Annotated in this window: 12 protein-coding genes and 1 riboswitch; of the genes, 11 read left to right on the forward strand and 1 reads right to left on the reverse strand. The window is 61.8% G+C overall.

Annotated features, from left to right (window positions below; genetic code table 11):
• Positions 1-19 precede the first annotated feature (19 nt).
• The 9 genes from M2447_RS00530 to M2447_RS00570 all read left to right on the forward strand — a co-directional run bounded on the left by M2447_RS00530 (position 20) and on the right by M2447_RS00570 (position 10,672).
• Positions 20-205, forward strand: a complete 186-nt coding sequence (locus M2447_RS00530; protein ID WP_277556871.1) for a hypothetical protein — start codon at positions 20-22, stop codon at positions 203-205.
• Positions 206-538 carry a GNAT family N-acetyltransferase gene (locus M2447_RS00535; RefSeq protein WP_277557193.1) on the forward strand — a complete coding sequence of 111 codons (333 nt, stop codon included), beginning with the start codon at positions 206-208 and terminating at the stop codon, positions 536-538. It begins immediately after the preceding gene.
• A 321-nt stretch (positions 539-859) separates the two neighbouring features.
• Positions 860-2,353, forward strand: a complete 1,494-nt coding sequence (locus M2447_RS00540; protein ID WP_277556872.1) for a succinate CoA transferase — start codon at positions 860-862, stop codon at positions 2,351-2,353.
• Between the two features lie 380 nt (positions 2,354-2,733).
• Positions 2,734-4,422: a 2-isopropylmalate synthase gene (leuA, locus tag M2447_RS00545; protein ID WP_277556873.1), complete on the forward strand. Its 1,689-nt coding sequence runs from the start codon at positions 2,734-2,736 to the stop codon at positions 4,420-4,422.
• A 91-nt stretch (positions 4,423-4,513) separates the two neighbouring features.
• Positions 4,514-5,266 carry a Nif3-like dinuclear metal center hexameric protein gene (locus M2447_RS00550; protein WP_277508228.1) on the forward strand — a complete coding sequence of 251 codons (753 nt, stop codon included), beginning with the start codon at positions 4,514-4,516 and terminating at the stop codon, positions 5,264-5,266.
• 100 nt (positions 5,267-5,366) lie between these two features.
• Positions 5,367-5,792: a type II 3-dehydroquinate dehydratase gene (gene aroQ / locus M2447_RS00555; protein WP_277556875.1), complete on the forward strand. Its 426-nt coding sequence runs from the start codon at positions 5,367-5,369 to the stop codon at positions 5,790-5,792.
• Positions 5,793-5,877: 85 nt separating this feature from the next.
• Positions 5,878-6,378 carry a DUF456 domain-containing protein gene (locus M2447_RS00560; protein ID WP_277556876.1) on the forward strand — a complete coding sequence of 167 codons (501 nt, stop codon included), beginning with the start codon at positions 5,878-5,880 and terminating at the stop codon, positions 6,376-6,378.
• Positions 6,375-7,970, forward strand: a complete 1,596-nt coding sequence (locus M2447_RS00565) for a peptide ABC transporter substrate-binding protein (RefSeq protein ID WP_277556878.1) — start codon at positions 6,375-6,377, stop codon at positions 7,968-7,970. Before M2447_RS00560 ends, M2447_RS00565 begins: the two co-directional genes overlap by 4 nt.
• A gap of 212 nt (positions 7,971-8,182) precedes the next feature.
• Positions 8,183-10,672: an HDIG domain-containing metalloprotein gene (locus M2447_RS00570; protein WP_277556880.1), complete on the forward strand. Its 2,490-nt coding sequence runs from the start codon at positions 8,183-8,185 to the stop codon at positions 10,670-10,672.
• Positions 10,673-10,842: 170 nt separating this feature from the next.
• On the opposite strand, the gene crcB is transcribed toward M2447_RS00570, so the two are convergent.
• The gene (gene crcB / locus M2447_RS00575) at positions 10,843-11,235 is read right to left on the reverse strand and encodes a fluoride efflux transporter CrcB (protein ID WP_277556881.1); all 393 of its coding nucleotides are present in this window, start codon (positions 11,233-11,235) and stop codon (positions 10,843-10,845) included.
• Between the two features lie 29 nt (positions 11,236-11,264).
• Positions 11,265-11,346: riboswitch (Fluoride riboswitch) on the reverse strand.
• 93 nt (positions 11,347-11,439) lie between these two features.
• Between crcB and M2447_RS00580 the strand changes: the two genes are divergently transcribed.
• Both M2447_RS00580 and M2447_RS00585 read left to right on the forward strand, forming a co-directional pair.
• On the forward strand, positions 11,440-11,853 hold the full coding sequence (locus tag M2447_RS00580; RefSeq protein ID WP_277556883.1) for a hypothetical protein: 414 nt from the start codon (positions 11,440-11,442) through the stop codon (positions 11,851-11,853).
• Between the two features lie 129 nt (positions 11,854-11,982).
• Positions 11,983-13,284 (forward strand): TolC family protein, encoded by a 1,302-nt coding sequence (locus M2447_RS00585; RefSeq protein WP_277556884.1) that lies wholly within the window; start codon positions 11,983-11,985, stop codon positions 13,282-13,284.
• The last annotated feature ends 20 nt before the right edge of the window (positions 13,285-13,304 follow it).

Consider the following 13,304-nt stretch of genomic DNA (forward strand, 5'->3'; position numbering starts at 1 on the left):
TCATCAGTTCTTTCCCGCGATGGACATTAATATCCGCCGCGCCACCGAAACGGACGCGTCGCTCATCGCAGCGACGGGATTAACCGTGTGGATCGACACCTACGCCCGCGACGCCCCCACCCGCGACATGGCCGGACACGTGCTGGCCGAGTTCACCGAACCGCGAATCCGCCGGCATATCGCCGCCCCGTCCACCACAATTTGAATCGCCGAAACCTCCGACGGCATCATCGGCTTTGCGGACGTTACCCTCCCCGCCGCCACGCCCTCGCTACCCGACGCCGCGCAAGCCGAAATCACGCGCCTCTACGTGCTCGAACGCTTCACGCGCCAGGGCGTCGGCTCCAGGCTCCTCCGGCACGCCACCGGGCACGCCTTCGCCGCCGGGGCAACCGCCGTCTGGCTTTCCGCCTGGGCGGGCAACCAGCGCGCAATCGACTTCTACAAAAAACACAACTGGCTCCATGTCGGCGAAACCAGTTTCATGCTCGGCGCCGTCGCCCACCCCAACCACATTTTTGCGATTCGCAAATCGTAGGGACGCCGCGAATGCGCAATCCAGGCCGGCTTGCCGGACTCGCCCCGACTCAGCACCCCGCCCCACCCCAGCTAATACACCGCATAATTTCAGTTATTATTTGCGGGAAAACTTGAACTGCGCGCAAACAACTCTTCATTTTTGCGCACTCACGAGTTTATCGTGAAAACGGTCACGCAACCGTGAAAAACTGGCTAACTTGCCGCGCAGCCCGTCGTTTTTCACCGTCTCCTGACTGTCACTTGAATCGATCCATTACAATTTTCACAATCACCCGCAGCATCGCACGCACGCACACGCCAAACGCTTTTTTATCACATCATGTCATCAAAAATCCCAACACTCACCGCCGCTGAAGCGGCGGCCCTGATCAATCACGGCAGCACCATCGGTGTTAGCGGTTTCACTCCCGCGGGCGCGGCCAAAGTCGTGCCCACGGCCCTCGCGGCGCGCGCGCGCGCCGAGCACGAAGCCGGACGCCCCTTCAAAGTCGCCGTCGTTTCCGGCGCCTCCACCGGCGACTCGCTCGACGGCGAACTCGCCCGCGCCGACGCCCTCTCCTGGCGCACGCCCTACCAGACCAACAAATCGCTCCGCGCGTCCATCAACGCCGGCGGCGTCCAGTTCTTCGACATGCACCTCTCGCACGTCGCCCAGCAAATCCGCCGCGGCTTTCTCGGCAAAATCCACTGGGCCATCGTCGAGGCTTGCGACATCACTGACGACGGCGAAATCACCCTGACCACCTCCGTCGGCAACTCCCCCACCCTCCTTAACCAGGCCGACCGCGTCATCATCGAGCTCAACCGCTACCACTCGCCCAAACTCCGCGGCTTCCACGACATCTACGAACCGCTCGACCCGCCCTTCCGCAAAGTCATCCCCATCGAGAAAGCCACCGACCGCATCGGCACAGAAACCGTCAAAATCGACCCGAAAAAAATCGCCGGCATTGTCGAAAGCAACGCGCCCGACGAAGTCGGCGGCTTCGACCCCGCGGACGAACTCACCACCAAAATCGGCGCCAACGTCGCCAACTTTATCGCCAACGAAATCGCCGTTGGCCGCATCCCGCGCGAGTTTCTCCCCCTCCAGTCCGGCGTGGGCAACATCGCCAACGCCGTCCTCGGCGCGCTCGGCGCGAATCCCGACATCCCGAACTTCCAGATGTATTCGGAAGTCATCCAGGATTCCGTCATCGGCCTCATTCGCTCCGGCAAGTGCACCTTCGCCACAGGCACCTCGCTCACCATCGCGCCCGACCTCCTCAAGGACACCATCTACGCCGACATGGAGTTCTTCCGTCCGCGCCTCCTCCTCCGCCCGCAGGAAATCACCAACAACCCCGAGATGGTCCGCCGCCTCGGCATCATCACGATCAACACCGCCATCGAAGCCGACATCTTCGGCAACATCAACTCGACGCACATCATGGGCAACAACCTCATGAACGGCATCGGCGGCTCGGGCGACTTCACACGCAACGCCTACATCTCTATCTTCACCTGCCCGTCCGCCGCCAAGGGCGGCAAGATCAGTGCGATCGTGCCCTTCGCCAGCCACCTCGACCACACCGAGCACGACGTGCAAGTCATCATCACCGAGCAAGGCATCGCCGACCTGCGCGGCAAATCGCCCGCCGAGCGTTCGCTCGAAATCATCAACAAGTGCGCGCACCCCGACTACCGCGACGCGCTCATGCGCTACCGCGAAATGACGAAGAGCGGCCACACGAAGACCTCGCTCGCGAACGCCTTCGCGTTCCACCAGCAGTTCCTCGCCACCGGCGACATGCACGGCGTGCAAATGCACTGATAACATCGCGCAACAACATCAACCAAAAGCCAGCCTGCTGAAGGCTGGCTTTTTTGATGCCCGCCTGGAGACATTCCCGTCAATTGCGGAGAGGCTTTCATTGGCCGCATGGAAGCCGCTTGGCCAAAATCCCCGCTTGACTAAAACACCGCCCGCGTTTTCCGTGCGCCCCATCACATGCGAAACAACGCACAGGCTCTTCGACTTATTTAGGCGCACGATCCGAGAGGGTCGCGTTCGCGGCTGATCGTGCGTCATCAACCAAGCCTGTTTCCACCGCCCGCAAAATGTGCGCGCAGCGGTTTGCGACATTTACACGCGTCGCCTCCTCGCAATAGCCTTCGCCTTTTATTTTTAAATTTTCGCCAGTTCGCATTCACATGCAAAAAGCATCCATCACAAAATACGTTCCCTTCCCTCCCGTCAGCCTGCCCGACCGGCAGTGGCCCAACCGCACCATCACCCGCGCGCCCGTCTGGTGCAGCGTCGACCTGCGCGACGGAAACCAGGCGCTCGCCCAGCCCATGAGCGTCGCCGAAAAACTCGAGTTCTTCGAGATGCTCGCCCACACAATCGGCTTCAAGGAAATCGAGGTCGGCTTCCCCTCCGCCTCGCAAATCGAGTTTGATTTCTGCCGCCGCCTCATCGACGAAAACCGCATCCCCGACGATGTCGCCATCCAGGTGCTCTGCCAGTGCCGCGAGGAGCTGATCACACGCTCGCTCGAGGCCGTCCGCGGCGCGAAAAACGTCATCTTCCACCTCTACAACTCCACCTCGCCCAAGCAGCGCGAATACGTTTTCAACAACGCCTCGCGCGACCAGGTCAAGGCCATCGCCATCAACGCCACTCGTTTCCTCAAGCAGCATGCGCAGCCGCTCGTTGCCGGGGGCATGAACCTGCGTCTCGAGTATTCGCCCGAGAGCTTCACCAGCACCGAGCTCGATTTTGCGCTCGAAGTCTGCGAGGCCGTCACCGATGTCTGGCAGCCGACGCCCGAAAATAAAATCATCCTCAACCTCCCCGCGACCGTCGAATACGCCACGCCCAACGTCCACGCCGACCAGATCGAGTGGATGTGCCGGCACCTCACGCGCCGCGACCTCAGCATCGTCTCGCTGCACACGCACAACGACCGCGGCACCGGCGTCGCCGCCACCGAGCTCGCGCTCCTCGCCGGGGCCGACCGAGTCGAGGGCACGCTCTTCGGCAACGGCGAGCGCACCGGCAACCTCGACATCATGAACGTCGCGCTCAACATGTATTCGCACGGCATCGATCCGCGGCTCGATTTCAGCCGCATCAATTCAATCCGCGAAACCTACGAGCGCTGCACGCGCATGGAAGTGCCCCCGCGCCACCCCTACGCCGGCGAACTCGTCTTCACCGCGTTCAGCGGCTCGCACCAGGATGCCATCAAAAAATCCATGCCGCACCAGCACCCCGGCAAACCTTGGGACGTCCTCTACCTGCCCATCGATCCCGCCGACCTCGGCCGCAACTACAAGGCCATCATCCGCATCAACTCGCAATCGGGCAAGGGAGGCGTCGCCTACGTGCTCGAAACGGATTACGGCTATCAGCTGCCCAAGCTCATGCACAAGGAAATCGGCAAGCTCATCAACGACATCGCCGACGCCAAGGGCACCGAGCTCTCCCCCGAGGAAATCCTCGCCGCCTTCGAGAACGAATATCTTAAGCGCGACACACCGCTTTCGGTCGACCAATGCAAGACCGCCGAAAAGCGCGACAAAACCGTGCGTTGCGAGGCGACTGTGCGCATCGACGGCGGCAAACCGCAAAAAATCACCGGCCAGGGCAACGGCCCGATCGACGCCTTTGTGCGCGCGCTCGCCGCAAGCACAGCACTGCCAAAATTCGAACTCATCAGTTACAGCGAACACTCGCTCGGCAAGGGTGCCGAGGCGCGCGCCGCCGCCTACATCCAAATCAAGTCGGAACGCGGCCGCACCTATTACGGCGTGGGCGAGGACACCAGCATTGAGTTCGCCTCGATCAAGGCCGTCGCCAGCGCCCTAAACCGCGCCGCCGCGCACGACGTGAGGTAATCAAAAACGTGACGCGGGCGGGAATCCACACCCGCCGGCCTCTCGCGATGCAGACTTGGCAGGCCGCGCCGCGCCAGCCAACATTACCCGCATGCCCACACTCCACGAACTGGTTGCCTATTGTGACGAACGAACGCGCCGCGCCGCGTTCAATGACGCGCCCGGCGCCTTCAACGGACTCCAGCTCGCCAACGACGGACGCGTCACCAAAATCGGCGCCATCGTCGACTCCGGCATCACGCCGTTCCGCAAGGCCGCCGCCGCCGGCATCGACTTTCTCATCGCGCACCACGGCATGTATTGGGACATGCCCCGCCCGATCACCGGCCCCGTTTACGAGCGCGTTTCCACGCTCATGCGCGCCAACTGCGCGCTCTACTCGTCGCACCTGCCGCTCGATTCGCATCCCGAGATCGGCAACAACGCCCTGCTCGCGCGCCAGCTCGGCCTCGCGCCCGACACGCCGTTCATGGTGCACGACGGCGAGCCGGTCGGCTGGATCGCCGCGCACAAGGCGTCGCGCGCGTCGCTGCGCTCGCAGTTGCAAAAACTCTATCCGCGCGTGACGGCCATTGAATACGGCTCAACCAAACCGCGCGCCATCGCCTTTTGCAGCGGCAGCGGCAACAGCGCCATGCGCGAACTGGCCGCCGCCGGCGTCGATACGCTCGTGACCGGCGAGCTCCGCGAGGAATGGTTCAACGTCGCGCAGGAGCAAAAACTCAACCTCTACCTCTGCGGCCACTACGCCACCGAGGTGCACGGCGTGAAAGCCCTCGCCGCCGAGCTCTCCGGGCGCTTCGGCCTCCCGTGGAAATTCATCGCCACGGACAACCCATTGTGAAATACGAGCATTCAAGGTAGGGCGAAGCCTCCGGCTGCGCCGTTTCGCGCATCGCGGTCCAGCCGGAGACTTCGCCTTACCGCGACAAACATTTTTTATCATGAAAAAAATCGGCATCATTAACGGCCCCAACCTCGACCGCCTCGGCAAACGCGAGCCGGAAATCTACGGCTCCACCACCCTCGCGCAGCTCGCGCGGCAACTGCAGGCCGAGTTCAACGGCAAGGCCGCGCTTGAGTTTTTCCAATCCAACATCGAGGGCGAAATCGTGGGCAAAATCGCCGCGTTCGCCGACGCGAAGTTCGACGGCCTCGTGGTCAACTTCGGCGCCTACACGCACACGAGCGTCGCCTTGCGCGACGCGCTTCTTGGCGCGCATTTGCCCGCGGTCGAAGTCCACATTTCAAACATCTACAAGCGCGAGGAATTCCGCCACACATCGCTGACCGCGCCCGCTTGCGCCGGCATGATCAGCGGCCTCGGCTTGGAGGGCTACTTCGCGGCCGTGAGGTTTTTGCTGAAATAAGGGCGCTGTTCGCGCGAGTCCTTTTTCGCGCGCCCGACACAACACGAACGCGCGCCAAAACGCGCCACTGTTTGAATTAATCGACATGCAAATCACATTGGAAATTCTCGCCTGGAGCGCGCTCGTGATCGGATTGGTCTGCGGACCGTTTGGCGCGCTCATCCCCGTGGTGCCGGGCGCGGTGCTGCCGGTGGTCGGCGCGCTCATCCACAAGTTGATTCTGCCCGACGTGCTTTCGTGGTGGACGATTGTGGCGCTGGTGGTTTGCGCGATCCTGGAGCGCGTGGTGGATTTCCTTGGAACACTCGTCGGCGCCAAATGGGCCGGCGCGACGCGGTGGGGTTTGTTCGGCGCGGCGGTGGGCGGAATTGTCGGTCTGTTTTTCGCGCCGTTCGGCCTGTTGCTCGGGCCGGTCATCGGGGCGTTTGTCGCGGAGATTATTTTTGCGAGGAAAGGCTTGGAAGGCTCGGTGAAGTCCGGGTTTGGCGCGGGCGTGGGTTACGGCATTTCCATGGCGGCGAGGCTGGCGATTGCCCTTTTCATGGTCATGATCGTTTTGTTTGATCTGTATCTTTACTACGCATGAACGTCCATCGCATCCTCCTTCTCTGCCTGAGCGCGGTCTGCTTTGCCGTGTCCGCGGCGGGACAGCAAAAAATCCTTCGCGCCGGCAATGGCGACGAGCCGCAGGACCTCGATCCGCAGGTGATTTCCGGAAGCGTGGAGCACCGCCTGGCGTGCGCGTTGTTCGAGGGGCTGGTGAACAATTCGCCCGACGACCTGGGCGTGATTCCCGGCGTGGCGGAGCGCTGGGATGTGTCGGACGACGGGCTTGTCTACACGTTCCATTTGCGGGCGGACGCGAAGTGGTCGAACGGCGAGCCGGTCACGGCAAACGATTTCGTGCGTTCGTATGCGCGCATGCTGTCGCCCAAGCTCGCCACCGAATACGCCTACATGCTTTTTCTGCTCAAGGGCGCGACGGATTACTACACGGGAAAAACGGGGAATTTTTCCACCGTCGGCGCGCGCGCGCCCGACGAGCGCACGCTGGTGCTCACGCTCGAGAGGCCCGCGCCGTTTTTCCTGAGCGCGCTCACGCACTATGCGTGGTTTCCGGTGCCGCTTTCGGTGATTGAAAAATTCGGCCCGGTGGACGCGAAGGGTTCGCGATGGACGCGTCCGGGAAATCTCGTCGGCAACGGCCCGTTCGTGCTCACGGAGTGGAAGCAGAACCAGATTATTTCAACACGGCGCTCGCCCACATATTGGGATCGCGAAACGGTGAAACTCGACGGCATTGATTTTTATCCCGTCACGCAATCCGACAACGAGGAGCGCATGTATCGCGCGGGGCAGCTCGACATCACCTACGATTTTCCGCCGCAAAAAATCCCCTCCTACAAACGCTCGCCCGACTCGCACCTGCGCATCGATCCCTACTGCGGCGTTTATTTTTATCGCTTCAACACAAAGCGCAAACCGTTCGACGATGTGCGAGTGCGGCGCGCGTTTGCGCTGGCGATCAACCGCGAGCGGCTGGTGAAATACGTGACGCTCGCCGACGAAAAACCGGCCTACACGATTGTGCCGCCGGATGTGGCGGGTTACACGCCGGCGCCGGACGCGGCGTTGAAGGCAAACATCGCCGAGGCGCGACGACTGCTGGCCGAGGCGGGTTATCCGAACGGCAAGGGGTTTCCAAAAACCGAATTGCTTTACAACACGCTTGAGAAACACCGCATCATCGCGGAGGCGCTGCAGCAGATGTGGCGCAAAAACCTCGGCGTCGAAATCGGCCTCTACAACCAGGAGTGGAAGGTGTATCTCGACTCGCAGAAGACGATGAACTTTCAGGTGCAGCGCGCGGGGTGGATCGCGGACTATGTCGATCCGCATGTGTTTTTCGACCTGTGGCGCACGGGCGGCGGCAACAACAACACGAACTGGGGCAACGCCGAATACGACCGCATGCTCGACGCGGCGCTCGAGGCGAAGACGCAGGAGGAGCGTTATGCGATCTACCAGCGCATGGAAAAAATGCTGCTGCGCGACCTGCCGATCATGCCGATTTATTTCTACACCTACGCGAGAATCATTTCCCCGCGGGTAAAGAATTTCCGCACCACGTTCCTGGACAACTACCCGTGGAAATACGTGGACTTGGAAGTGAAGTGACGTGACTCGGGCGAAAACCCGTTAATCCCGTTCAAAACATCTCGTCCGAAAAAAAACCGGGCTCGTTTTGCGTCACGATTGTTTATTGCAAACCAGATGCCGCAATCGCCGAGGAATAATTAAGCGCACAATTAACCTAGCTAAATCGCGCGTGTTTCTTCTAATTGCGGACGGTTGTTTTCAAATATGTTTCAAGAAATCATACCGCATTCATGTCTCTGATTGATACTCTACGCACCCTTCCAGGTGGTGGCCAGCAGCCGCGCAAACGCAAGACTCTCGTCAACTCGCGCGTCTGGAAATTCCTCGCAACCCACAGGCTCGTCACGACGTTGATCCTCATCGCGACGGCGTCCTCAATCGTGTTCATCAGCTACGTGGGAATCAACAGCAGCTCGATTCCGATTTACCCGAACCAGGTCGCCGGGGTGCAAATCACCGCAAACGTCGCGTTTGATTACGTGAGCCACCAGCAGGCCGAGCTCACGCGCGAGCAAATCCGCAACCGCGTGCCCCGCGTTTACAAGCTCGACGACGAGCCGCTCAGAAAATTCGAGGCCGCGATCAAGGACTTGCTGGCGGACCTGGACACGTTTGAAAAAAGATACCCGCCCGAGGGCGCCGAGAATCCCGTGCGCACCGCGTCGTTCAACGCGCTCCTGGTCGCATTCAACGCCCGCGGCCCCTACAACACCACGGCGGCGGAGGTGCGGACGCTGCTCGACATCGGCGACGCCAACCGGCGCCGCGAGATCGCCGAGACCGCATTGCAAACACTGCGCGAAATCTGCAAGGACGGCATTCAGGACAATGCGCTTGCCATGATGACGGCGTCCGACGGCACATCCACGCTGCTGCGAATAACGCGCCCCGGCGGCGAAAGCGTGGAGCGCACCGTGCGCACGCTTGAAAACGCGCGCAGCGAATTGCGCGTAAGCCTGGCCAGCGAGGGACTGCGGCGCAGGACGATCAACACAATCGCGCGCATCTTCGACAACGGCCTCGCGCCCAACATCCGCTTCGACGAGGTTGCCACCGAGGCGCTCAAGATGGAAGCCACGATAAAAATGCCCTCGCCGGTCGTCCATGTTGAGAAGGGGCAGATCATCATCGAAAACGGCAAGCGCGTGACATCCGAACAGCACGAAATGCTCGAGGCCTATCGCGCCTACCAGCTTGAGCACAACACCGAGAGCAGCTCGGCCGACATGCAATTTCTACGTCGCATCCTCGTGGTGCTGGCGATGGTGCTCGCGTGCGCCATCTACATGCGCATCGAGGACCCCGAGACGCTCCAGAGCAACGGACGCCTCGCGCTCCTCGCGCTCGTTGTTGTCTTCAATCTCGCCCTTGTGCGGGTCACCTATTGGTTGAGCGAGCTGCCGTATTTCATGCACCACTCGGAGGCGGCATCAATCCTGCCGTATCTGGCGCCAACCGCGATCGCGCCGATCATTGTCGTGATTCTCATCGACGCGGGCTCGGCCATTTTCATGGCGCTGCTGATCTCCGTGTTCACGAGCGTCATTTACGGAAACCGGCTCGACGTGCTCGTGCTCACCTTCTTCGCGTCGATCATCGCCACCTACCAATGCCGCCACGTCCGCCGCCGCAGCAGCATCATGCGCGCGGCGCTTTATGGCGGCATCGCCGTTTCGTGCTTCGCGCTGCTCTTCGGCATCATCGACCAGCAGTCATTCCTGGGGCCCGATTTCACCGTGCCCCGCCAGATACTCACGGGCCTGATAAACGGCGTCATCACCGGCGTCATCGTCGTCGGCTTGCTGCCGATCATCGAAACGCTTTTTCAACGCACGACCGACATCACGCTGCTCGAGCTCACCGACTACAATCACCCGCTCCTCCGGCGCATGCAAATGGAGGCGCCCGGCACCTATCACCATTCGCTCGTCGTGGCGCAGCTTGCGGAAAACGCCGCCAACGCCATCGGCGCCAATCCGCTGCTCGCTCGCGTGTGCGCGCTCTTCCACGACATCGGCAAGACGAACAAACCCGAATACTTCACGGAAAACCAGCGAGACCGCGCAAACCCGCACGACGAAAACAACCCCTCGCTTTCCGCGCTCATCATCAAGGCGCACGTAAAGGACGGCGTTGACCTCGCAATCAAAAACAAGCTCCCGCGCGCGGTCATCGACGTCATCCAGCAGCACCACGGCACGAGCCTGATTCGCTTTTTCTATCACAGGGCGCTCGGTGAAAAACGCTATCAGGCCAGCGGCTCCGCCTCGCCGATTCCGCACCACGGGGGAACAACCCCGCCCGTGGTTGTCACGCGCCCGCCGTTTGCGATGCAAAACTCGCCCGGCCTCGATCCCGTTCCGGTGAGCGAGTCCACTTACCGTTACGACGGCCCGCGCCCGCAATTCAAGGAAAGCGCGATCATCCTCCTCGCCGACGGTGTCGAGGCGGCCTCGCGCTCGATGCGCAAAGTAACGCCGCAACACCTGGGCGAGTTGATCGACCAGATTTTCAGGGATCGCATGGATGACGAGCAGCTCGACGACGCGCCGCTGACATTTGCCGACCTGAACAAAATCAGAAATAGCTTTGTCCTCACGCTTCTGAACATGCTGCATTCGCGAGTCGCCTATCCCCCTACGGAGGAAAAGACCGTCGAACAAACCAACGACAAAGGCACGCCGCCCGCCGATGCGCCGCAACCCGAGCCGGCCAAATAAGCGCCCCTCAAAACACCAACCGCATCGAATAGCCCCGCAAGACATGCGCCCGCGTTCGCAGCGTATTTTGTCCCGTCGCATGCGTCAGTGAATGAGCTTCGCCGCGGAAAACTCATCGACAAAAAACGCGCGGCAAAAACAAAACCCATCGGAGGCGCCCTGATGCGGTCTCATTTTAGATTGTTGATAAAAGTCGCGCACATATAGCCGAGCCACACGGCCAGAAAGCAGATCACAAACGTAAGCGTGGCGTTGGCTCCCGCGTGAAACCACTCGCCCTCGCGGGCGAGCGCAAGCGTCTGTATGCTGAACGACGAATACGTTGTGAAGCCCCCGAAAATGCCGGTCATAACAAACTGGCGCGCCGTGCTCCCGACCAGAAACCGCCCGTCGGGAGCGGTGATTGTTGCGAAAAATCCGATCAGAAACGAGCCGCTCACATTGACGATAAACGTGCCCCACGGAAACGTTTCACCGACATGGTGCGCAACAAAACCGGAAAGCGCGAATCGCGCCAATCCGCCAATCGCGCTACCGAGAGCTATCCAAAAGTAGAGTGCCATGAGAGATTCCTTTTTGTATGCAATGAGAACACCAAGTAGGAATCATCAGCAAGTCTCGCGACCGGCGGTTTCCCCGTAAAGGAGCGGCAGAAATCCATTGCCGTTGTATTGGGAACGTTAGCACACAAATTTCATTTCACAAGCACGTCATTTCCAAGCCGCAACTTGACAAAGCCCCGTCGCTCGCGACAACTTTCACGCTTTATGCGCCCCCTCGTGCAATGCATCGCCCTCTTTATGGCCGCCATCTGGCTGCCGGCGACGCAGCATTGTATGCTCGACGCAATCGGCCTCATCGAGGCGCACGTCATCGATCACGACCACCAAACCGGTTGCGACCATCACACCGACACAACGCAGCACGCGCACGACACCTGCGTGCTCGTCGAGTTTTCCTCCTGGTTCGACACCGCCGAGCACCTCAACGCCCCCGAACCATCGGCCCTCAACGCGTGCACCTGCCTCATCGAAACACTTTCCGCCTCGCTAATCGCACTTTGCGTTTTCGAACGCCCCCCGCCCTCCTTCCCCTCCGATCCGCCTGATTGGTTACCCTCGCGACATTTTACCGAACGCACCGCGCCCGTGTCGCGCGCCCCCGCCGCCTCCCTCGCCTGATCAATCCCCGCGCGGATTGACAGGTTCCTCCCATCCCGACGCCTCGCCCGCGACGCCGCCGCGCGCGCCCATGCGAAGCCCTCCCCCTCCCGTCCCGTATCCATTTTTCAACTACAACAAACACACAACATGAAGCACATCCCGCACATCGCCCTGGCCCTCCTTTTCACCCTTCACTCTTCACCCTTCACCCTTCTCCGCGGCGCTCCCGCCGCGGAAGCCACAACCATCCCCGCGCTCATCACCGAGATCAGCGCGAAAAATCCCGAGCGCGCATTCTACGAGGCCGAGATTTCCGCCGCCCGCTCCAGCGCGCGCGCCGCCACGCGCCTCGCCGATCCCGAGCTTTCCGTCGAACTCGGGCGCACGCGCGTCCGCGCGTCCGACGGCTCCCTCGCGGGCGAGGGCGCCGCGTGGTCCGTCTCGCTCACGCAAACCTTCGACTGGCCCGGACGCCTCCCGCTCCGCAAGGCCATCGCCAGCCGCGACATCACCCTCGCCGAGCTCGGCCTCGCGCGCTTCGACCAGGCGCTCACCGCCCGCGCGCGCGTCCTCGCCACCGGCCTGCACTCCGCCGCCACCCGCGCCGACGCCATTCGCGAAGTCGCCGACCGCTTCACCGCGCTCAAGGAAACATTCCTCGCCCGCGATCCCGCCGGCCTCACCCCGCTCCTCGACACGCGCGTCATCGAAGCCTCCGAGCTCTCGCTCCAGCGCCGCGCCACCGAGGCCGAGCTCGCCCTCCACGCCGCGCTCATCGAGCTCAACCAGCTCCGCGGCGCCGCCCCCGACGCCCCGCTCCGCATCGACGCCCCGCACGATTACGCCGCCGCACTCGCCGCGCCGCCCGAGCGCAACGCCCTCCTCGCCGCCGCCCGCGAAAACAACTTCGAATACCGCATGCGCCGCGTCGAACTCGAGCAACAAGGATACGCCGTCCGCCTCGCCCGCAACGAACGCTACCCCGGCATCGCCGTGAGCCCCTACTACTCGCAGGAAAAAGCCGACGGCACCGAGCGCTCCTTCGGCATCGGCCTCTCCATCCCGCTCCCCGTCACCGGACGCTCCGGCGCCGCCGTCAACGAAGCCGAGTCGCGCCGCCGCCAGGCCGAGGCCGCCGCCTACCTTGCCGAGCGCGAACTCGACCGCGACGTCCTCCTCGCCGCCCAAACCCTCCAAACCAAACTCGCCGAAACCGCGCGATGGAAACCCGACACGATAACAAAATTCCGCGAAGCCGCCGCGCTCGCCGACCGCCACTACCGCCTCGGAGCCGTTCCCATTTCCACCTACATCGAACTGCAAAACAGTTATCTCGACGCCGTCGAATCGCTCCTCGACACGCGCAACGAAGCCCTCGAAGCCGCCCTTCGCCTTGAGGAACTCACAGGCCTGAAGCTCGTTCCGCTAAGCGGCGCGAACTCCAAATGAAGAATGAAAATGGAGAATGT

It is taken from the genome of Ereboglobus sp. PH5-10, assembly GCF_029504735.1.
Classification (GTDB): domain Bacteria; phylum Verrucomicrobiota; class Verrucomicrobiia; order Opitutales; family Opitutaceae; genus Ereboglobus.